Source organism: Amycolatopsis sp. NPDC001319, assembly GCF_042896185.1.
Lineage (GTDB): Bacteria > Actinomycetota > Actinomycetes > Mycobacteriales > Pseudonocardiaceae > Amycolatopsis.
On record NZ_JBIAWY010000010.1, the window covers coordinates 1 to 20,796 of the forward strand.

Annotated in this window: 21 protein-coding genes; 10 read left to right on the forward strand and 11 right to left on the reverse strand. The window is 71.7% G+C overall.

Annotation, left to right across the window (positions count from 1 at the left end):
- The coding region (locus ACFY1H_RS33265; RefSeq protein WP_386945928.1) for an integrase core domain-containing protein at positions 1–83 on the forward strand (83 nt) is incomplete at its 5' end.
- Positions 84–96: 13 nt separating this feature from the next.
- Here ACFY1H_RS33265 and ACFY1H_RS33270 read toward each other — a convergent pair.
- The 5 genes from ACFY1H_RS33270 to ACFY1H_RS33290 form a co-directional block, all read right to left on the reverse strand.
- Positions 97–483: an Imm1 family immunity protein gene (locus tag ACFY1H_RS33270; RefSeq protein ID WP_366587876.1), complete on the reverse strand. Its 387-nt coding sequence runs from the start codon at positions 481–483 to the stop codon at positions 97–99.
- Positions 484–580: 97 nt separating this feature from the next.
- Positions 581–1,795 (reverse strand): RNA polymerase sigma factor, encoded by a 1,215-nt coding sequence (locus ACFY1H_RS33275; RefSeq protein ID WP_386953074.1) that lies wholly within the window; start codon positions 1,793–1,795, stop codon positions 581–583.
- Entirely contained in the window at positions 1,795–2,190 is a 396-nt protein-coding gene (locus tag ACFY1H_RS33280; protein WP_386953077.1) for a YciI family protein, read from the reverse strand. The genes ACFY1H_RS33275 and ACFY1H_RS33280 overlap by 1 nt, the downstream gene beginning before the upstream one ends.
- A 74-nt stretch (positions 2,191–2,264) precedes the next feature.
- Positions 2,265–2,738 carry a DUF664 domain-containing protein gene (locus tag ACFY1H_RS33285; protein WP_386953080.1) on the reverse strand — a complete coding sequence of 158 codons (474 nt, stop codon included), beginning with the start codon at positions 2,736–2,738 and terminating at the stop codon, positions 2,265–2,267.
- A 47-nt stretch (positions 2,739–2,785) separates the two neighbouring features.
- A complete protein-coding gene (locus tag ACFY1H_RS33290) occupies positions 2,786–3,652 on the reverse strand; it encodes an oxidoreductase (RefSeq protein WP_386953083.1) in 867 nt (288 codons plus the stop codon).
- Positions 3,653–3,954: 302 nt separating this feature from the next.
- On the opposite strand from ACFY1H_RS33290, the gene ACFY1H_RS33295 reads away from it, so the two are divergent.
- On the forward strand, positions 3,955–4,425 hold the full coding sequence (locus tag ACFY1H_RS33295) for a nuclear transport factor 2 family protein (protein WP_386953085.1): 471 nt from the start codon (positions 3,955–3,957) through the stop codon (positions 4,423–4,425).
- Here the strand turns inward: ACFY1H_RS33295 and ACFY1H_RS33300 are convergent.
- Genes ACFY1H_RS33300 through ACFY1H_RS33315 form a run of 4 tightly spaced genes read right to left on the reverse strand, consistent with a single transcriptional unit; the run spans position 4,397 to position 8,287 of the window.
- Positions 4,397–5,389, reverse strand: coding sequence for an LLM class flavin-dependent oxidoreductase (locus tag ACFY1H_RS33300; protein ID WP_366587890.1), 993 nt, complete (start codon positions 5,387–5,389; stop codon positions 4,397–4,399). The genes ACFY1H_RS33295 and ACFY1H_RS33300 overlap by 29 nt on opposite strands.
- Before the next feature lie 48 nt (positions 5,390–5,437).
- Positions 5,438–6,682 carry an MFS transporter gene (locus tag ACFY1H_RS33305; protein ID WP_366587893.1) on the reverse strand — a complete coding sequence of 415 codons (1,245 nt, stop codon included), beginning with the start codon at positions 6,680–6,682 and terminating at the stop codon, positions 5,438–5,440.
- Between the two features lie 3 nt (positions 6,683–6,685).
- Positions 6,686–7,462: a GntR family transcriptional regulator gene (locus ACFY1H_RS33310; protein WP_366587896.1), complete on the reverse strand. Its 777-nt coding sequence runs from the start codon at positions 7,460–7,462 to the stop codon at positions 6,686–6,688.
- Between the two features lie 3 nt (positions 7,463–7,465).
- Positions 7,466–8,287, reverse strand: a complete 822-nt coding sequence (locus ACFY1H_RS33315; protein WP_364046235.1) for a creatininase family protein — start codon at positions 8,285–8,287, stop codon at positions 7,466–7,468.
- A 101-nt stretch (positions 8,288–8,388) separates the two neighbouring features.
- Here ACFY1H_RS33315 and ACFY1H_RS33320 point away from each other — a divergent pair, with 101 nt between their 5' ends.
- The 5 genes from ACFY1H_RS33320 to ACFY1H_RS33340 all read left to right on the forward strand — a co-directional run bounded on the left by ACFY1H_RS33320 (position 8,389) and on the right by ACFY1H_RS33340 (position 14,803).
- The gene (locus ACFY1H_RS33320; RefSeq protein ID WP_386953088.1) at positions 8,389–9,612 is read left to right on the forward strand and encodes an NRAMP family divalent metal transporter; all 1,224 of its coding nucleotides are present in this window, start codon (positions 8,389–8,391) and stop codon (positions 9,610–9,612) included.
- 28 nt (positions 9,613–9,640) lie between these two features.
- Positions 9,641–10,405, forward strand: coding sequence for a putative hydro-lyase (locus ACFY1H_RS33325; protein ID WP_366587997.1), 765 nt, complete (start codon positions 9,641–9,643; stop codon positions 10,403–10,405).
- 126 nt (positions 10,406–10,531) lie between these two features.
- The gene (locus ACFY1H_RS33330) at positions 10,532–12,463 is read left to right on the forward strand and encodes a S9 family peptidase (RefSeq protein ID WP_386953091.1); all 1,932 of its coding nucleotides are present in this window, start codon (positions 10,532–10,534) and stop codon (positions 12,461–12,463) included.
- 226 nt (positions 12,464–12,689) lie between these two features.
- Positions 12,690–14,042: an MFS transporter gene (locus ACFY1H_RS33335; protein ID WP_386953094.1), complete on the forward strand. Its 1,353-nt coding sequence runs from the start codon at positions 12,690–12,692 to the stop codon at positions 14,040–14,042.
- Positions 14,039–14,803, forward strand: coding sequence for an N-acyl homoserine lactonase family protein (locus ACFY1H_RS33340; protein WP_386953097.1), 765 nt, complete (start codon positions 14,039–14,041; stop codon positions 14,801–14,803). The genes ACFY1H_RS33335 and ACFY1H_RS33340 overlap by 4 nt, the downstream gene beginning before the upstream one ends.
- A gap of 5 nt (positions 14,804–14,808) precedes the next feature.
- Here ACFY1H_RS33340 and ACFY1H_RS33345 read toward each other — a convergent pair whose 3' ends face one another.
- Positions 14,809–15,465: a TetR/AcrR family transcriptional regulator gene (locus tag ACFY1H_RS33345; protein ID WP_386953100.1), complete on the reverse strand. Its 657-nt coding sequence runs from the start codon at positions 15,463–15,465 to the stop codon at positions 14,809–14,811.
- Positions 15,466–15,622: 157 nt separating this feature from the next.
- Here ACFY1H_RS33345 and ACFY1H_RS33350 point away from each other — a divergent pair, with 157 nt between their 5' ends.
- Positions 15,623–16,492 (forward strand): shikimate dehydrogenase, encoded by an 870-nt coding sequence (locus tag ACFY1H_RS33350; protein ID WP_386953774.1) that lies wholly within the window; start codon positions 15,623–15,625, stop codon positions 16,490–16,492.
- Positions 16,479–18,320 (forward strand): TIM barrel protein, encoded by a 1,842-nt coding sequence (locus ACFY1H_RS33355; protein WP_366587915.1) that lies wholly within the window; start codon positions 16,479–16,481, stop codon positions 18,318–18,320. The genes ACFY1H_RS33350 and ACFY1H_RS33355 overlap by 14 nt, the downstream gene beginning before the upstream one ends.
- Before the next feature lie 6 nt (positions 18,321–18,326).
- Here ACFY1H_RS33355 and ACFY1H_RS33360 read toward each other — a convergent pair whose 3' ends face one another.
- The gene (locus tag ACFY1H_RS33360; protein WP_366587917.1) at positions 18,327–19,499 is read right to left on the reverse strand and encodes a citrate/2-methylcitrate synthase; all 1,173 of its coding nucleotides are present in this window, start codon (positions 19,497–19,499) and stop codon (positions 18,327–18,329) included.
- A gap of 193 nt (positions 19,500–19,692) precedes the next feature.
- Between ACFY1H_RS33360 and ACFY1H_RS33365 the strand changes: the two genes are divergently transcribed.
- Positions 19,693–20,763: an isocitrate/isopropylmalate family dehydrogenase gene (locus ACFY1H_RS33365; protein ID WP_366587920.1), complete on the forward strand. Its 1,071-nt coding sequence runs from the start codon at positions 19,693–19,695 to the stop codon at positions 20,761–20,763.
- Positions 20,764–20,796 lie beyond the last annotated feature (33 nt).

Genomic DNA, 20,796 nt, shown 5'->3' on the forward strand with positions numbered 1-20,796 from the left:
CCTGGCTCCAGCACTACAACACTCAACGCCGCCACAGCGCACTCGGCGGGCATCCACCCACCAGTCGACTGCCACCAACCTGACGGCCGAATACAGCTAGGGCAGCTTCCAGGAGACGCACTCCGGCCGGACCCGGGTCGCCGCGAACTCCGCCACCGCGCGGAGCACGAGTTCGGCCGGCACCTCGCTGCCCGCGGGCTGCGGGAAGTGGCCGCCCTGCAGGCTGAAGTAGTCGGCGGACGCGGCGCCGGCGCCGTCGGCGGGCAGGTGCGCGGCGCCGTTCTCCTGCCACACCAGTGCGCCGCGGTCACCCCGCAGGCCGACGACGAGGTGGGGTGTCCCAGGGCCCTGACCGGCGTAGATCCACCAGACGACCCCCGAGGTGGCCGACGGCGGCACGGCTGCCCGCAGCGCGGCGAGCACCGTCTCGGCGGGGACGCTCGTGATGTCGTACCCCGTCCGCCGATCACCCGTGGTGGCCATGGTCCGCTCCGCTTTCCGTGAGGATCGGTGCTGATCCTACTGGGCCGCGTTGTGAGAGCGAAGTGTGGAACATCGACTCACTGTCCGAAGAGGACGGTCAGCGGTGGTCCGCCCGCAACCGCGCGGCGCGAACCGTGAGGTAGCGGCGTTCCGGGGCGTTCGTGGTGCGCGCCGCGGCGGCCTCGTAACAGCCGATCGCGGCCGGGGTTTCGCCCGCGCGTTCCAGCAGGTGGGCGCGCACGGCGTCGAGGCGGTAATGGCCGGCGAGCCGCCCGTCGAGCGTCGCGAGCAGGTCCAGACCTGTAGCCGGGCCGTGCACCATCGCCGTCGCGATCGCGCGGTTCAGCGTGACCATCGGGTTGTCCGCCGAGGTGTCGAGCCGCTCGTAGAGGGCCAGGATCCGGGGCCAGTCAGTGTCCTGCGCGCGCAACGCGATGTCGTGGCTCGCCGCGATCGCCGCCTGCAGCGCGTACTCGCCGGCTGGCCCGCCGGAAAGCGCGGCCGTGGCGAGCGAGACGCCTTCCCTGATCAGCGACCGGTCCCACCGCGTCCGGTCCTGGTCCTCCAGCGGCACCAGGTCACCGTCGGGCCCGGTCCGCGCGGGGCGGCGCGCGTCGACGAGCAGCATGAGGGCCAGCAGGCCAGTGACCTCGCCGTCTTCCGGCAGCACCCCGTGCAGCAGCCGCGCGAGCCGGATCGCCTCACCCGAGAGCTCCGTGCGGTGCAGGCTCGTCCCGGCGCTGCTGGTGTAGCCCTCGTTGAACACCAGGTAGAGCACGTGCAGCACCGATTTCAGCCGCGGTGCGCGCTCGTCGTCGGCCGGCAGCCGGAACGGCACGCCCGAAGCCTTGATCTTCCCCTTCGCCCGGCTGATCCGCTGCGCCATCGTCGCCTCGGGCACGAGGAACGCGCCCGCGATCTCCGCCGTGGTCAGGCCGCCGACGGCCCGGAGCGTGAGCGCGATGGCCGAGGCCGACGTCAAAGCGGGGTGGCAGCACAGGAACAGCAGCGTGAGCGTGTCGTCCTCGTCCGGGACCTCGGCGCCCACCGGCTCGGCGAACACCGCCAGCTCACGCCGCGCGCGGGCTTCGTCGCTGCGGTACGCGTCGGTCAGCCGCCGCGCCGCCGCCTGGATCAGCCAGCCGCGCGGGTTGCCCGGCACGCCCTCGTCCGGCCAGTGCAGCGCCGCGGCGAGCAGGGCCTCCTGCACGGCGTCCTCGGCCGCGTCGAAGTCGCCGAACCGCCGGGCCAGCACGCCGAGGACCTGCGGCGCGAGCGTGCGCAGCAGGTCCTCGACGCTCTCGGCCGCCATCAGGCCGGAGCGCTCATCACCTGGCGGACCTCGATCGGCTGGCGGATCGGCGTGCCCCCGAGTCCGGGCGCCGCCGAGAGCCGCGCGGCGATCTCCAGCGCCCGCTCCTCCGAGTCGACGTCGATGATCCGGTACCCCGCGAGCAGTTCCTTGCTCTCCGTGAACGGCCCGTCGGTCACCACGGTCCCGCCCGCACCACCGGACACGACCTTCTTCGCGGCCTCCGGCCCGGCCAGCCCCTGCGCGTCCACCAGCTCGCCCTTGTCGGTGAGCTCCTCGTTGAGCGCCCGCTGGAACGCGATGTGCACCCGGATGTCCTCGGGGGACCACTCGCTCATCGGCGCGTCGCAGGCCTCGCCGCCCGAGTACGTCTGCATCACCATGTACTTCGTCATCGTGGGTCCTCCGCCCTTCCGGCGTGCCGCGCGTCGGCACGCTCACTGTAAGGACGGAGCCGGCCCCGTGTCCTCTACACGGTTTCGTCGCGGGGTCCGAGCACTACGTCGCGGGTGAGGTCGAGGTGGCCGCGGTGCTGGGCCAGCTCCTCGTACACGTGCAGCAGCGCGAGGCCCTGAGCTGCGCCGATCGGAGTGCCGCGGTACTTCGGCGGGACCTCGCCCTTCGGCGGCGCGGCCGGGGTGCACCCGGCGACGTCGGCGCCGAACCGCTCCCGGACCGCCCGCATCCGCTCCACCAGCGGCGCGATCGGTCCCGCAGCCTCGAACTCCGCCGCCCGGTCGCGCGCCACGTCGCGGCCCGCCACGACCTGGCCGCCCCAGAACGCCATCACCCCGAGACAGTGCGTGACGATCGCGTACGGCGAGTTCGTCCCGGCCGCCTCGGGGCGGACGTTCGCGAGCTCGTCGCCCAGCTCGGTGAGCGTGGCCGCCATCCCGTCGAGCGCGCGGTCGACGAGGTACAGGTATCCGTCCGTGGTGATCACGCCGGTGAGCCTAACCCCGCGATCGCGTCCGAGTCCACAGTGGACGTTCAGGCGCCGATGGCGTCCAGCTCCGCCACCGCTTCGGCCGGCAGCACGAGGTCGGCCGAAGCGATGTTCTCGCGCAGGTGCCCGCGTGACGACGTGCCGGGGATCAGCACGGTCGTGGCGGAGTGCTGCAGCAGCCACGCGAGCGCGACCTGCTGCGGCGACGCGTCGAGGTTCGCGGCGACCTTGGCCAGCGTCTCCGACTGCAGCGGGCTGAACCCGCCGAGCGGGAAGAACGCCGCGAACGCGATGTTCTCCTCGGCGCAGCGCGCCACCAGGGCGTCGTCGGCGCGGGTGACCAGGTTGTACAGGTTCTGCACGGTGACCACGGGCGCGATGGCCTGCGCCTCGGTGAGCTGCGCGTCGGAGACGCCGCTGAGCCCGAGGTGGCGGATCAGGCCCTGCTCACGCAGCTCGGCCAGCGCGCCGAACTGTCCGCTCAGCGGGGTGTCGTCCGTGCCCTCGTGGGAGCCGACGCGCAGGTTCACCACGTCGAGCGCGTCGAGGCCGAGGTGCTGCAGGTTCTCGCGCACCTGCGCCTTGAGGTCTTCCGGCTCCAGCGACGGGTTCCACGAGCCGTCCGGGCCGCGGCGCGCCCCGACCTTCGTGACGATGTGCAGGCCGGCCGGGTAGGGGTGCAGTGCTTCCTTGATGAGCTCGTTCGTGACGACCGGGCCGTAGAAGTCGCTGGTGTCGATGTGGGTGATGCCGCGCTCGACCGCTTCGCGCAGCACCGCGATCGCCTCGTCGTGGTCCTTCGGCGGACCGAAGACGCCGGGGCCGGCCAGCTGCATGGCGCCGTAGCCCATGCGGCTGAGGGTGAGGTCGTCGGCGAGGGTGAGGGTGCCGCCGGGAACGCTGTCGGCCATGGTCGGATGCCTTTCCTGCTGGGTCTTCCGTGCTCTCCTCCACGATGCGCCGCCCGGCCGGCGGCAGGGACGGTCCCGGTTTTCCTGGGAGTGGCAGGGCCAGGTTCCCGGCCGCGGTTACCGGCGCCGGTGTCGACACGGCCGCGAGGAACCGAACACCGAAGCGAAACGCCGCCGAGCCCAGCGAAAATCAGCGGCCCATTCACCGGATCGAGGGACGCCACGGCAGCCGGAACTGTCGGTGCCGGGTCCTACCGTTCTCGACACCGGACAAACCCGGATCGAGAACAGGAACTCAGCCCATGACCGTGGAACACCTCGAAGATTTCGCCGCCCTCGAACCGTTTTTCGGTGTCGTCAAAGAAGGTCTCGCCGGCCACGTCGAAGGCGAGCACTTCTTCGACCTGCTCGCCGAAGACGTCGTCACCGAGTTCGTCGTGACGGTGCCCGGCTATCCGAGGCGGGTCGAGGGGCGCGGGGCGCTGGCCGAGCTCTATCGCGGCTACGGCGAAGCCATCGTGCTCGAAGGGGCAGGTGACCTGGCCGTGCACCACGACCGCGAGAAGTCCGTGATCACGCTCGAATACGGAGTGCACGGCCGCGTCGTCGAAACCGGCCGGCCCTACGAGAACCGCTTCGTCTCCATCGTCACCGTCGCGAACGGCAAGGTCGTGCGCTGGCGCGACTACCTCGACTCGCTCGCGGTGGTCCAGGCGCTGGGCGAAGCGGTTCCCGTAAGCGGGACTAGCCCGCAGCCAGACGCGGGCCGATGACGTCGGCGAAGGCGGCGACGTCGGCCTCCGGCAGGTCGTAGCCGCTTTCGGCCGTGTGCGAAGGGAAGAAGAACACGTGCTCCACTCCGGATTCCGACTGAGCCTGCAGCAGCCGCTCCGCGCAGTACTCCGCGGGCCCGAACAGGCCGAACGCCTCGCTGATCTCCTTGGCCTGCGCCGAGGTGAACGCGGTGGGGTCGTGGTCCTCGGGGATGTCGAGGCCGGCCGCGCGCAGCCAGCGCAGGTTGGCGGTGCTCGGGTAGTTGAGGAACGGCTTGTCCGGCCGGAAGTAGCGCCGCACCCACTCGCGCGCGGTGTCGAACGGCTCGATCGCCGTGGGCACGATGAGGATCTCCTGCACCGACTCCGGCGCGCGGCCCGCGCGCTGGGCACCCGCGCGCACGTGCGAGCGCGCCGCTTCGATGCTGTCCGGGTGCAGGCCCGCGAGCATCACCACGCCGTCGGCGACCTCGCCGGCCAGCTCCAGCATCTTCGGCCCGGCCGCGAGCACGAAGATCCCGGGTGCGGGCTTGGCGACGTTGTTCATCTTGATCTCGTGACCGTCCACAGTGGCCGTCTCGCCGGCCACGAGCTTGCGGATCGCCGTGACCGCCTCGCTCAGCTGCTCGCGCCGCCCCTGCGGCCGTCCCGCCTTCTCGACGGAGAGGAACCCCGGCGCGAGCGTGAGCAGCACGCGGCCCGGGCCGATCTCGGCCAGCGAGTTGGCGATCGCGGCGAGCACGAGCGGGTGGCGCGTGACCGTGTTGGTGGTGGCCGGGTACAGCTGCAGCTTCGACGTCGCAGCCGCGGCCAGCGTCAGGGCGGAGTAGACGTCGCGGCCCGAGTGGTGGTGGTCGTGCACGCCGACGCCGTTGAACCCGGCCTCTTCACACGACACGATGAACTTCGTCAGCTCGGGCAGCGGGCGGCCGACGGGAACCCGGATGTCGACCTTCACGGTCATGGGTGGTCCTTTCTTCCAGCGACAGGCACTCGGTCCGGTGGGAAACACTCAGTCCGGCAGGGGTTTGCCCTTGGTCTCGGGCAGGAACAGCACGGCGAGCATGCCGAGCAGGTAGATCGGGGCGAAGATCGCGGCGGCGTGGCCGAACCCGCCCACGGCCGAGGCCAGCGGGCCGATCAGCACGGCGCCGGCCATGGCCAGATAACGCGAACCGCTGAACACCACGCTGATCGCGGTCGCGCGGATCGACGTGGAGAACAGCTCCGGCGTGTGCACGGTGTACCAGCTGTACACGCCGCCGGTGAGGAACCCGGCGATCAGCTGCAGCCACGTGGCGGTCGCCGCGTCGTGCACCAGCAGGAACACGATGGGCACGATCGCCACGCACCCGGCGAAGTACACCTGGATCGAGAGCTTGCGGCCCCAGCTCTCGGCGAGGAACCCGAGCAGGATGCAGCCCACGATCTCGCCGAGGTTGTACAGGGCGCCGGCCCAGCCCGTGTAGAACGCGATGCGCTTCGGATCGTCGACGAGCCCGCCGACGAAGCTGGGCAGGAACGAGCTCACCGCCCACCAGCCGCCGGTGATCGCGATCGAAACCGCCAGCGCGCCCAGGAAATTGCGCCGCACGCCGGGCGCCAGCAGCTCGCCGATCCCGACTTTTCGCTTGCGTTGCGCCGCCCAGCGCGGGGACTCGGGGATGCTGCGGCGCACCAGCAGCACTACGACGAGCGGAATCACGCCGAACAGGTACATCCAGCGCCACGACAGCCCGAGCGTCGAGCCGAGCAGCACCCACAGGCCCGACACGAGCACGCCGCCGACGGAGAACCCGGCCTGCAGCAGGCCGGCGCCCCGGGCCCGCCACCGCTCCGGCCACACCTCCTGCAGCAGCGAGGTGCCCACGCCCCACTCGGCGCCGATCCCGAGCCCGGTCAGGAACCGCGTGAGCCCGAAGACCCACCAGTTCCCGGACAACGCCGAGCACGCCGTGAAGACGCTGTACACGGCGACGGCCACGATCATGGTCCGCCGCCGGCCCAGCCGGTCGCCGAGCACGCCGCCGACGATCCCGCCCGTGGCCCAGCCCGCGAGCGTGATGGCGACCAGGTAACCCTGGTACGTCGTGAGGTGCGGCAGCTGGTCGTGCGGCAGCAGCTCGGTGAGCGTCGGCCGCGCGGTGATCAGCAGCACGAACGTGTCGTAGCCGTCGGCGACCCAGAACACCAGGGTCAGCGCCAGCACGCCCCACGCCTTGCGGTCAAGCCGCGGCGGGTTGGCCAGTGTGGTCATCTCTCACTCATCGAGGTAGGTCCGGATCACCGAAAAACGCAGGTATTCGTCGTTGACGTGCGCGACCGTGACGGCGACGGGCTGCTCGTCGGCCCGGATGTGGGTGTGGCGCAACCGAAGCAGCGGCTGCGTCGCCGGGATGTTCAGCGCCGCGGCGACTTCCGGCGGCGGCAGCACCGGCCGCACCTGGGCGACGGAGTAGCACACCGGCGGGCCGAGGTGACGTTCCACGAACTCGAACGTCGACTGCGCGGGGTCCAGCGCCCGCGGGTCCGCGCCGAGCAGGCGGGCCGGGAAGTGGTCCACGCTGTGCACCGCCGGCTCGCCCGAAGCGGCGAAGACGCGCTCGATCCGCAGCGCCTGCTCGCCGGCCGGGATCTCCAGCGACGTCGCGACGTCCGCCTCGAGTGCCACCAGGCGCCGGTCGGCCGTGCGCACCGACGCCTCGTGACCCGCCTTGGCGAGCAGGTCCAGGAACGCGCCCGCCTCCGCGAGGTTGGCGCCGAGGCCCAGCGCGTGGCGGTTGATGAACGTGCCGTGGCCGTGCAGCCGGCGGATCCGCCCCTCCTTCTGCAGCGACTGCAGCGCCGAGCGCAGCGTGGCCCGGCTCACGCCGAGCGCGGCCGACAGCTCCGCCTCCGACGGCAGCCGCAGCCGGCCCGCCTCGCCGAGCCGCGTGATCACTTCGCGCAGCCGGTCCTTGACCTGCCGGTACGCGTCGGACGTGATCGCCGTGAGGTCGGCCGGCAGAGCCGGTTCGGGGTGGATCCGCGTGACCACGGGTCAGTCCTCGCGGCGGCCGATGGGGCCGTCGTACGTGCGCAGCCAGTCGACCAGCTCGCCCAGGCGCCCGACGATGTGGTCGTGGTAACGCTTGCCCTTGTCCTCCGAGAGGCCCTTCGACGAGCTGAACGAGCCGGTCGGGGTGAACGCCCGCTGCTCGTCGCCCGACCAGATGATCTCGACGCCGTCGGGCGCCGGGCCGAACAGGTCGTTGCCGACGAAGCCGCCGAAGACCGCGTCGAAGTCGACGGAGGCGTCGGTGAGGCGGTCGGTGCGGATCTTGCCCGGGTAGCGATAGTGCACGTGGGAGAGCTCGAGCTCACCGGCGTGGTGCTCGTTGGTCTCCTTGATCGTCGGCGAGGCCGACCGCGCCAGGTGCAGCGGGTCCGCGACGGCGAAGAGCACCTCGGGCAGCTCCTCGTCGTGCAGGACGCGCACGGCGCTGTTGAGCGCGGGCAGGTTCGAGCCCTTGTGGCCGTTGAGCAGGATGATGCGGGTGAAGCCGTGGCGCGCGAGGCTGCGGGCGACGTCGCGGATCAGCAGCGTCAGCGTGTCCGGGCGCACCGTGATGGTGCCGGGGAACGCGCCGTGGTGCGACGAGTCGCCGTACCAGATCGGGGGCGCGACCAGCACACCCTTGCGCTCGGCCACGTCCTCGGCCAACGTGATGGCCACGTACGAGTCGACCCCCAGCACACCGGCCGGGCCGTGCTGCTCGGTGCTGCCGATCGGCACGATCACGATCCGCTCGGTTTCCAGGTACGAGCTCACTTCTTCCCAGGTCAGGTCCTGGATCCAGACCGACGGCAGGTTCTCCGCCACGGTGCCTCCCAAATGGTGATACAGGTCGTAAGACGTCAGACGTCTAACTTAAGCTGCGCGGCAACCCCCGCCAATCGGGACCAAGGAGTGGGATGGACAGCGTGACCAGTACCGACACGCAGCAGGCCCGGCCGGGCCGGCTGCGCGTGCCGCCGTTGTTCGGCGCGGCGCTGCTGATGGCCATGAGCGCGGCCGGACCGGGGTTCATTACCCAGACCGCCTCGTTCACCGTGCTCTACGGGGCCTCGTTCGCGTGCGCGGTGGTGGTCTCGATGATCATCGACGTCGCCGTGCAGCTCAACGTGTGGCGCATCCTCGGCATCTCGGGGCAGCGCGCGCAGGACATCGCGAGCAAGGTGTTCCCGGGCGCCGGCCAGGTGCTCACGGTGTTCGTGGTGCTGGGCGCGGTCGTGTTCAACATCGGCAACATCGCCGGCACCGGTCTCGGCCTGCACAACCTGCTGGGCATCGACCCGCGGATCGGCGCCGCGATCAGCGGCATCCTCGCCATCGCGATCTTCCTGGTCCGCTCGGTGCTCACGGCTGTGGACCGCGTGATGGTGGTGCTCGGCTTCGTGAAGATCGCGCTGATCATCGCGCTGGTCGTGGCCACGGCGCCGCCGGTGGGCCAGGCCGCGGTCGGCACCGTCGACCCGAAGGGCCTGCCGTTCCTGCCGATCCTCACGCTGATCGGCGGCACCGTCGGCGGGTTCATCACCTACTCCGGCGCGCACCGCCTGATCGACGCCGGCATCACCGGCGTGGCGAACCTCAAGCGCATCAACCGCGGCGCGTGGACCGGCATCCTCGTGGCCTGCGTGCTGCGGATCGTGCTGTTCCTCGGCTTCTTCGGCGTGGTCGCGACCGGCGCGACGCTGGCGAACAAGAACGACGCCGCGGGCTCGGCCTTCCTGTCGGCGTTCGGCACGGTGGGGCTGCACCTGTTCGGCCTGGTGTTCTGGGCCGCCGGGATGACGAGCGTGATCGGCAACTCCTACACCACCGCCACGTTCCTGCAGTCCTACGTCAAGCCCGTGCGCACGCACTTCAACCGCGCGGTGATCGTGCTGATCGGCCTCGCGACGATCGTGTTCATCGCCGCGGGCCAGACGCCGCAGTCGATGCTGGTGTTCGCCGGCGCGATCAACGGGCTCGTGCTGCCCATCGGCCTGGCCATCATCCTGTGGGTGGCGCTGCGCCGCCGCGACCTGATCGCGGGCTACCGCTACCCGAAGGTGCTGCTCGGCGTCGGCATCGCCGCCTGGCTGTTCACCGCGTACGCCGCCGTCGAATCCCTCACCTCACTCGGTTCGATCTTCTCCTGAGGAGCTGCTGATGACTGTCACCCCCGCCCTGAGCCCGGCCGAATCCCGCGAAGCCTTCCGCGGCGGCCTGCGCGTGCCCACCGCCGGCTGGGCGCCCGGCTATGCCCAGGCGAACATGATCATCGTGCCGCGCGAGTACGCCTACGACGCGCTCCTGTTCGGCCAGCGCAACCCCAAGCCGTGCCCGATCATCGGCGTCACCGACACCGGCAGCCCCCACACCGACCTCGCGCCCGGCGCCGACCTGCGCACCGACCTCGGCGCCTACCGCGTCTGGCGCGACGGCGAGCTGGTCGACGAGCCGGACGACGTGCTGGAGTACTGGAACGACGACCTCGTCTCGTTCCTCATCGGCTGCAGCTACACGTTCGAGACGCCCATGGTCGCCGCGGGTATCGAGGTCCGCCACATCAGCAAGGGCCAGAACGTCTCGATGTACAAGACGACCCGCGAGTGCGCCCCCGCCGGCCGCCTGAGCGGCCCCATGGTCGTCTCGATGCGCCCGATCGCCGCCGACCGCGTCGCCGACGCCGTGCGCATCTCCGGCCAGTTCCCCGCCGTGCACGGCGCGCCGGTCCACATCGGAGCACCCGAGGCGCTCGGCATCGAGGACCTGTCGAAGCCCGACTTCGGTGACCCGGTGGAGATCCGCGAGGGCGAGGTTCCGGTGTTCTGGGCGTGCGGCGTCACCCCGCAGGCCGCGATCATGCAGTCGAAGCCGCCGTTCGCGATCACGCACGCGCCGGGGTACATGTTCGTCACCGACGTGCCGGATTACACGTACGCCGTGTGAGGCGATGCGCGATCCGGCAGTGTGCGACCGGCTGTGTTCGATCCGGCTGTGTTCGATCCGGCAACGCCGCGGGGCAACGGGTGCAACGTGGCCCCCGGCGTGCGGGAGATCGGCTAGCGTGGCGCCGTGCAGATCTCCGAGTTCGGTTCCTGGGCCACGCCGTTCACCGCGAGCCTGATCACGCAGAGCGCCGTGCGCGTCACGGATGTGCGGGCGGACGCCGGCGCCGTGGTGTGGTCGGAGGCGCGGCCGGGCGAGGGCGGGCGGGTGCAGCTCGTGCGGCGCGAAGCCGACGGGAGCACCACCGACCTGCTGCCGGACGGGTTCGGGGCGCGCACGAGCGTGCACGAGTACGGCGGGGCCGACTGGTGGGTGCGCGACGGCGTGGTGTGGTTCGCCAACTGGGCCGACCAGCGGCTCTACCGTCTCGGCCGCGATGGCGAGCCGGAAGCCGTCACCCCCGAGCCCGAGGTGCCGCGCGGTGACCGGTACGCCGACGGCGACCTGACCGCCGACGGGACGCGCCTGGCCGTGGTGCGGGAGCACCATCCCGAAACCGGCCAGGGCGCGGCCGATGTGCGCAACGAGATCGTGCTGCTCACCGAAAACGCCGAGCCCGAGGTGCTCGTTTCCGGCCCGGACTTCGTCGCGAGCCCGCGGTTCTCTCCCGACGCGGGGAAGCTCGCGTGGGTCGCGTGGAACCACCCGGACATGCCGTGGGACTCGACCGAGCTGCGGGTGCGCGACCTGGCCACCGGCGAGGAGACCGTGGTCGCGGGCGGGCCGGGGGAGTCGGTGTCCGAACCGCGCTGGCACGCCGACGGCACGCTGTACTTCCTGTCCGACCGCACCGGCTGGTGGAACCTCTACCGGCTCGGCCAGAGCGGCATCGTCGAGCCGGTGGTCGTGCTCGACGCCGAGATCGGCGTGCCGGCCTGGGGCCTGGGCACGGGCCGGTACGTGGTGCTGGCCGACCACCGGGTGGTGTTCGCCCGCTGGTCCGGCGGCATCGACGGGCTCGCGATCGCGAGCCCGGACGGCACCGTGACCGACCTCGACACCCCGTTCACCACGATCAGCGCGCTGCGGCCGGCCGGCGACGACGAGCTGCTCCTCCTCGCCGGTTCACCCACCGCCGAGCCGAGCGTGTACACGCTGACCGCCGACGGCAAGGTCGCCACCGTGCGCGAGCCCCGCGACACCGGCATCGGCGCCGAATACGTGTCCGCGCCCGAGGCGATCGACTTCCCGTCGGGTGACCGCGTGTCCCACGCGCTGTTCTACCCGCCCGCGAACCCGGACTTCGAGGGGCCCGCGGGGTCGAAGCCGCCGGTAGTGGTGGTCGTCCACGGTGGACCGACGTCGCACGCGGTTCCCGTGCTGTCGCTCGGAATCCAGTACTGGACCAGCCGCGGCTTCGGCGTCGTGGACGTGAACTACGCGGGTTCCACCGGTTTCGGCCGCGCCTACCGCGAGGAACTCCACGGCACGTGGGGCATCCTCGACGTCGCCGACTGCATCGCGGCCGTCCGCTGGCTCGCCGCCGAAGGCCGCGTCGACGGCGGCAAGCTCCTCATCCGCGGCGGCTCGGCCGGCGGGTACACGGTGCTGGCCGCCCTCTCGCGCGCCGACACGCCGTTCGCCGCGGGCACCGATCTCTTCGGCGTCGCGGACCTCCAGGCGCTCGCGGCCGACACGCACAAGTTCGAGAGCCGCTACCTCGACCGCCTGATCGGCCCGTACCCCGAGATGCGCGACGTGTACCTCGACCGCTCGCCGATCCAGCACATCGACGCCTTCACCCGGCCCCTGCTCGTCCTCCAGGGCGCCGACGACCCCGTGGTGCCGCCCAACCAGTCGGAGCTCATCGTCGACGCCCTGCGCTCGCGCAAGGTGCCCGTCGCCTACCTCCTCTTCGAAGGCGAGCAGCACGGCTTCCGCCGCGCGGAGAACATCCACCGGTCACTCGACGCGGAGCTGAGCTTCTACAGCCAGATCCTCGGCTTCGACCTCCCCGAGGGCGAGGACATCGAGCCGGTCGAGGTCGAGAACCTCTAGCGCGAGCCCGAGCACGCCCCGGAAACCCCTGGCCACCACGGGTTCGTGGGCGTTTCGCGTACCCTCCACAAAGGATCGATCCGCGATCCGTGGAACCCGGCCGCCGCCGATCCCGCGCCGAAACTCGTCCTTGACAACCTCGGGTGCGCCCTTCACCCTCTCTAATTAACCGCACGGTACATTAGCCGTCGGGCGAGGCAACGGCGCACCGCAGAAGGAGACAAACGTGAACGGTCGAGCAGATCGAGCGGCGCCCGCCGCGGGCCGGCCCGCGAAAGCGGCGCTCGCCGCCTGGATCGGCAGCGCGCTCGAGTACTACGACTTCTTCATCTACGGCACCGCCGCCGCGCTGGTCTTCGGCAAGATCTTCTTCCCGGCGTCCTCACCGGCCGCGGGCACGCTGCTCGCGCTCTCGACGTTCGGCGTCGGCTACGTCACGCGCCCGCTCGGCGCGTTGCTGCTCGGCCACCTCGGCGACCGGTTCGGCCGCAAACGCGTGCTCATCGCGACTCTGCTGCTCATGGGCCTGTCCACGGTGCTCGTCGGCTGCCTGCCCAGCTACGAGGCACTCGGCGTCGCGTCGCCCGTGCTGCTCGTCGTTCTTCGGCTGCTGCAAGGACTTTCCGCGGGTGGCGAGCAGGCCAGCGCCAACTCCATGAGCCTCGAACACGCGCCGGAGAACCGCCGCGCGTACTACACGAGCTTCACCCTCAGCGGCACGCAGGCCGGGCAGATCGTGGCCACGGCCGTGTTCCTGCCCGTCGCCGCGCTGCCGCAGGACGCGCTGCTGTCGTGGGGCTGGCGCGTGCCGTTCTGGCTCAGCGCCGTGATGGTCGCGGTCGGGTACTTCATCCGCCGCTCGGTGGAGGAGACGCCGGTGTTCCGCGAGGAGGTCGCCGCCGGCGAGGTCGTCCGGCTGCCGCTGGCGGTGCTGCTGCGCGACCACTGGGCCGACGTCCTGCGCGTGATCGTCGCCGCGCTCATCGCCTCGGTCAGCACGATCTTCACCGTCTACGCTTTGAGTTACGCCGTGAACACGGTGGGGCTGAGCAAAACGCCGATGCTGTGGGTCGGGGTGCTCGCCAACGTCGCGGCGGTGATCTCGATCCCGCTGTGGGCCAAGCTGTCCGACCGCAAGGGCCGCAAGAAGATCTTCATCGCGGGCTCGCTCGGCTGCGCGGTCCTCATCTTCGGCTACCTCGGCGCGATCGCCGCCGGCAGCTACGTGTGGATCTTCGTGCTCGGCATCGGCATGTTCGGCATCGTCTACACGGCCACGAGCGCCATCTGGCCCTCGTTCTACGGCGAGATGTTCCCGGCCCGCGTGCGCCTGTCGGGCACCGCGATCGGCACGCAGATCGGCTTCGCCATCAGCGGTTTCCTGCCGAGCGTGGCGGCGGCCGTCGCCGGGGACGGGCGGGGCGCGTGGCTCGGCGTCGCGATCTTCACCGCCGGGCTGTGTGTGGTCAACGCGATCGCCGTGGCCACCGGCCGCGAGACTTACCGCGTCCCGACCGCGTTGCTGGGCCTGAAGAACACGCCGGCGCGGCAGGCGAGTGAGGTCGGCGTCCAGCAGTGAGCACGTTCGAGGTCCACGCCCTGTGCTACGCCCGGCGCGACGGCGTCCGCGGAGACCACTTCCTGGGCCACAGCAAGGATTCCGCCGAGCCGCACCCGACGGCGTACTACGTGTGGCTCGCCGTCTCCCCGCAGCACACGGTGCTCGTCGACGCCGGGATGCGTCCGGAACGCGCGGCGGAGGTGCCCGGGCTGGACTACACCGACCCGGTGGAGCTGCTCGCGGAGCTCGGCGTCGAGCCCACGGGCGTGGACCACGTGGTGCTCACCCATCTGCACTACGACCACGCCGGCCGGGCGAGCGCCTTCCCGGACGCGACCCACGTCGTCCAGCAGTCCGAAATGGACTATTGGACCGGTCCGTGGGCCCGGCGCATCACGCGGGAGAAGTGGCTGCTGGACGAGGTCGAGCTGCACCGGCTCCAGGCCGGCGACCGGCTGCGGCTCGTCGACGGCGACGCCGACGTCGTGCCCGGCCTCAGCGTCCACCTCGTCGGCGGGCACACCGCCGGCACGCAGGTGGTGCGGATCGCCACCGCGGCCGGCCCGCTCGTGGTCGCCTCCGACGCCAGCCACTTCTACGAGAACCTCGAAGCCGACCACCCGGCGCCGCTGCTGCACTCGACCACCGACGTGTACGGCGCGTTCGACCGCATCCGGGAGCTGGCCGGGCCGTCGGGGATCTTCCTGCCCGGCCACGACCCGCGCGTGCTCGACCGCTACCCGGCAGACCCGTCGGGCCGGATCGCGAGGATCGCGTGAGGGCCTCAGCTCGCGGTCAGGTAGCTCACGAGCAGGTCGCCGAGCATGCGCCGGTGGTGTTCGCGCGTGGCCGGGTCGAGCAGGTCGCGGCCGAAGATCGCGTTGAACGTGTAGCGGTTCGCGGTGCGGAACACGCAGAACGCGCTGATGGCCATGTGCACGTCGAGCGCGTCCACGTCGTCGCGGAAGAGCTCGGCCGCGCGGCCGCGTTCGAGGATGCGGGTGAGCACGTCGAGCGCGGGGTTGGCGAGCGTCGACAGCGTGGTGGAGCGCGCGATGTGCTCGGCGCGGTGGATGTTCTCGATGCTCACCAGCCGCACGAAGCCGGGGTGGGATTCGTGGTGGTCGAAGGTGAGCTCGGCGAGCTGGCGGATCGCGTCGACCGGGTCGAGGTGGTCGACGTCGAGCTCCTGCTCCAGCGACCGGATCACCGTGTAGGCCCGCTCCAGCACCGTGACGAAGAGCTGGTCCTTGCTGGTGAAATAGTAGTAGATCATCCGCTTGGTGGTGCGGGTCTTCGCCGCGATCTCCTCCACGCGGGCGCCGTCGTAGCCCTTCTCGGCGAACTCCGTGGCGGCGACGTCGAGGATCTCGGCCTTGGTCCGCTCGGCGTCGCGGGTGCGGTCTTTCCCGGCGGCGTCTTCCGGCGACGGTGCGGCCACGGACGTCCCTTCTCCCTCCGGATGGATCTCGCCCCACTGTAGGCCGTTTCGCGACAAACCCGCCCGGCGCCACCGGCCCGTCGAAAGGAAACCTGTGTACCCAGCCACGGTCGTGGACGCGGTCCGCGAGCACGCCCGCCGCTCCGGCCCGGGCACCGTGCTCGCCGGGCTCGTCGGTTCGGGCATCGGCCCGTCGCTGAGCCCGCCGCTGCACGAGGCCGAGGCCGCCCGGCTCGGCGTGCGGCTCGCGTACGGCCGCTTCGACCTCGACGACTGGGGCCTGCCCGCGAGCGCCGCCGGCGAGGTGGTGGCGGCCGCGCGCGCCGCGGGTTACGCCGGGCTCAACGTGACGCACCCGTGCAAGCAGGTCGTGCTGGACCACCTCGACGAGCTGTCGGCCGACGCCGCCGCACTGGCCGCCGTGAACACCGTGGTGTTCCGCGAAGGCACGGCGGCCGGGCACAACACCGACTGGTCCGGCTTCGCCCGCGGCCTCGAAACGGGGCTGCCGGGGGTGCCGCTGGAGTCCGTCGTGCTGCTGGGCGCGGGCGGCGCCGGAGCGGCCGTCGCCCACGGCCTGCTGACGCTCGGCGCGGGCCGGGTGCGCGTGCTCGACCTGGACACCATGCGGGCCGAGACGCTCGCCCTCGCATTGCAGGAGCGGTTCGGTGCGCAGCGGGCTTCGGCCGGCGGGTCGGTGGCGTCGGCGCTGGCCGGCGCCGACGGTCTGGTCCACGCCACCCCCGTCGGCATGGCCGCGCACCCGGGCCTGCCGCTGCCGGCCGAGCTGCTCGATCCGCGGCTGTGGGTCGCGGAGGTCGTGTACCGGCCACTGGAGACGGAGCTCGTGCGCGTCGCCGCCGCGCGCGGCTGCCGCGTGCTCGACGGCGGCCGGATGGCCGTGTTCCAGGCTGCCGACGCACTCGCGCTGTTCACCGGCGCCGAACCCGACGCCGCCCGCATGCGGCGGCACTTCGACCGCCTCGCCGCCCCAGGGGAAAGGGAACCCGCCGATGTCCTCGACTGAAACCCGCGCCCTCGAAAATCGCGCCCTCGAAAACCGCCGCGCGATCGCCACCGTCTGCCTGTCCGGCACGCTCGAGGACAAGCTCACCGCCGCCGCGGCTGCCGGGTTCGACGGCGTGGAGATCTTCGAGAACGACCTGATCGCCTCGCCGTGGTCGCCGAAACAGGTGCGCGAGCACTGCGCGGACCTCGGCCTGACGGTGGACCTCTACCAGCCGTTCCGCGACTTCGAGGCCGTGGCGCCCACCGTGCTCGCGGCGAACCTGCGCCGCGCGGAGCTCAAGTTCGACGTGATGGAACAGCTCGGCGCCGACACGATGCTCGTGTGCTCCTCGGTGTCCCCGGACGCCGTCGACGACGACGATCTCGCCGCCGAACAGCTGCACACCCTGGCCGAGCGCGCCGCCGCGCGCGGGCTGCGGATCGCGTACGAAGCCCTGGCGTGGGGCCGGTTCGTGAACACCTACGAGCACTCGTGGCGGATCGTGCGCCGCGCCGCGCACCCCGCGCTGGGGCTGTGCCTCGACAGCTTCCACATCCTGTCCCGGGGCAGCGATCCCGCGGCGATCCGCACGATCCCGGGCGAGAAGCTGTTCTTCCTCCAGCTGGCCGACGCGCCGCGGCTGGAGATGGACGTGCTGCAGTGGAGCCGCCACCACCGGCTCTTCCCGGGCCAGGGCGCGTTCGACCTCACGGCTTTCACCGGCCACGTGCGCGCGGCCGGCTATGACGGGCCCCTGTCGCTGGAGGTGTTCAACGACGTGTTCCGCCAGGCCGACCCCGGCCCGGCCGCCGTCGACGCCATGCGATCGCTGCTGGCACTGGAGGAATCGCTCGGCGCGACGACGCTGCCGCCCGCCCCGGCGCTGAGCGGCCACGCGTTCACGGAGATCGCCACGGCCGGCACCGACGTCGAGCAGGCGTTGGCGGCGCTCGGCTTCGCGCACGCCGGGCAGCACCGGACCAAACCCGTCGCGCTGTGGCAGCAGGGCGAAGCGCGGATCCTCGTGAACTCGGCCGGATCCGACCCGGGGGCCTCCGTGGCCGCGCTGGCGGTGGAGAGCGCCGACCCGGTGGCCTCGGCCGACCGCGCGCAGCGGCTGCTCGCGCCGGTGCTGCCGCGCACGCACAGCGCGGGGGAGGCCGACCTGTCCGCGGTCGCCGCGCCCGACGGCACCTCGGTGTTCTTCTGCCGTACCGGTCCCGGCGACAGCTGGCTGGACGATTTCGCCGCCGTGGCGGGAAAAGCCGCGGACGCCGGAGTCACGGGCGTCGACCACGTCTCGCTGACGCAGCCGTTCGACCACTTCGACGAGGCCGCGCTGTTCTACCGCGCGGTGCTCGGCCTCGAACCCGACCCGGTCACGGAGTTCGCCGCGCCGTTCGGTCTCGTGCGCAGCCGCACGGTGAGCGGCGGAACCGAGCGCGGCACCGTGCGCCTGGCCCTGGACTCCGCCCTGCTGCGCCGCGGCGACTGGGCCCCGGGCGTACGCGAACCGCAGCACATCGCCTTCACCACGGCCGACGCGCTCGCCAGCGCCCGCGTGATGCTCGAACTCGGCGCCCCGCTCCTGCCGATCCCCGGCAACTACTACGACGACCTCGACGCCCGCCTCGCCCCGCCGCCGGACCTGCTCGACGCCCTGCGGGCCCACTCGATCCTCTACGACCGCGACGACCACGGCGGCGTCCTGCTGCACTTCTTCACCGAGATCCTCGGCGGGCGCGTGTTCTTCGAGGTCCTGCAACGCATCGACGGCTACGCGGGCTACGGTGCCGGCAACGCCCCCGTCCGCATGGCCGCCCACCGCCGCAGCCGCCTCGGCTGAGTGTCCTCACTGGACGGTGTAGGTCTCCAGTGAGTGCGCGATCCACCCGGCCGTGCGGGCGATCACGAACACCGCCTCCCCGGCGCCTTCGGCCATGCCGTGGACGAAACACAAGGCGCCCAACGCGAACTCGACGTTCGGCTCGAGATCGCGGCGGCGGCGCACGAGGTCGATGGCCCCTTCGACGATCGCGAGCCGTTCGGGGTCGGCAGGCGCCTCGGCCAGCAGGCGCAGCAGCTCCGAGGCGCGGGGATCGGCACTGCGGTAGCGCGGTTGCCCGAAGCCGGACAGCCGGTCGCCGCGCAGCAGGCGTTGTTCGAGCACCCGGGAAACCGAAGCGGGCGAAGCGATGTCGTTCAGCCACGCCTGCACGGCCAGTGACGACCCACCGCCCAGCAACAGTCCACTCGCGACACTCATGCCCGCGAGCACGGCCGAGTACGGGTCCGCCGCCTTGGCCGCGGCCTCGCGCACCGCGCGCGTCGACGGGCCGAGACCGTGGTCGGCCAGCAGGACCAGGGCGGCCGAGAGCACCGCGAGCCGTTCCGGTGTCGCGGGTTCCGCGGTGAGCCGGCCCCACAGCCGCTCGGCGATGGGCCGGCCGCCCTCGCACACCGCGCCCGGCTGCGGCAGCGACTCCACGAACGCGGGCGCCATCGTGCGCGCCGCGGAGAGCACCGAGGGCACGGACAGGTCGTAGCGGAACGAGTCGCGCGCGCCGAGCAGCGTCGCGGTGACCTTGAGCCGGTCGAGCGGCAGGCTGCTCGCCGGCATGGTGTCCTGCAGCCGGTGGATGGCCGAGACCAGCTCCGGTTCGAGGTCCCGTGCGGGCGCCACGTCGGGCTGCTCCCACAGCAGCTCGGCCACCTCTTCGTACGACGCCGTGCGCGCGAGCTCCACGGCGTCGCGCTCGCGGTAGAGCAGCGTGTCGCCGTCGAGGCGCGCGACCTGGCTGGTGTCGGCCGAGACCGCCGGCTCGTCGTCGTGCAGGAGCGTGCGGGTGCCCTTCCGCTGTCCGAAGCCTTCGACCTCGCTGCGCGAGAGCCAGCTGCGCCGGTCGCGGGGGAGCCGGTGGCGCTTCAGCAGGCCCCGGCTGATGTAGGCGTACACCGTGCTCTGCTTGACCCCGAGGACGTCGGCTGCCTCGGCGATCGACAGCACCTCAGTGTCGGTGCTCACGACTGGTGCCCCCTCCTCTGTCGGCGATCTCGTGCCGCGGTGACGATTCGCGGCGAGTCTAGTGACCGCCAATGCTTGTCACGGAACAGAAACATCGGGTTGACAACGGATTCCGGACCGGCCTACGGTCTCGTCGTTCTCGTCAATGTTGATGCTCAATGTTGATTATATTGATTTTCGAGGTGGAACGCCAGTGCAGGTTCACGACATCGCCGTCATCCGAGGGGACGGGATCGGTCCCGAGCTGGTCGACGCCGCGCTCACCGTGCTGGGCGCGGTCACGGCCAAGGGCGGCTTCGAGCTGCGCTACACCGACGTCGACGCCGGCGCCGACACCTACCGCCGCACCGGCGTGGCCTGCTCACCCGAAGACCTCGAATACCTGCGCACCGCTGTCGCGGCCACGCTCAAGGGCCCGGTCGGCCTGCCCGACGTGCGCTTCCCCGACGGCACCGAGGCCGGCCTGCTCGGCGGCATCCTGCGCATCGGGCTCGACGCGTACGCCAACGTCCGCCCCGCGCTGCTGCTGCCCGGCGTCACGTCGGCGCTGGGCGGGGTGGCGGCCGGAGGCATCGACTACGTCATCGTCCGCGAGAACACCGAAGGGCTCTACGCTTCGCGCGGCAAGGGCGTCGGCAACCGCTGGGCCGTGTCCGACACGCTCATGACCACCCGTGAGGGCACGCTGCGCATCTGCCGGCGCGCCTTCGAGCTCGCGGCCGCCCGCGGCGGCGCACCCAGCGACGGCAAGCACCGCGTGACCTGCGTGGACAAGAGCAACGTGCTGCGCAGCCACGCGCTGTTCCGCGAGATCTTCTTCGAAGTCGCCGCCGACTTCCCGGACATCGAGACCGAGGTCCTCTACGCCGACGCCGCGGCCCAGGCCCTGGTGCTGCGCCCCGGCGACTTCGACGTGCTGGTGATGGAGAACTTCCTCGGCGACGTGCTCAGCGACCTCGGCGGCGCGACCGTCGGCGGCATCTCGCTGTGCGGCTCCGGCAACATCGGCGACGTCAGCGCGTACTTCGAACCCATCCACGGCAGCGCGCCCTCGATCGCGGGCAAGGGCCTCGCGAACCCGATCGGGCAGATCCTCGCCGCCGCGATGATGCTCGACCACCTGCACCACACCGCCGAGGGTGACCTCGTGCGCGCGGCCGTCGCCGGCGCGCTCGAGGCCGGCGACATCCGCATCCGGCCGGACGGCTCGGCGACGGGCGGTCCCGCGGCCGTCGCCGAAGCGGTCGCGGCGCGGCTCACCTGACTCCTTTCCCGATGAAGAGAACGGAAACACCCG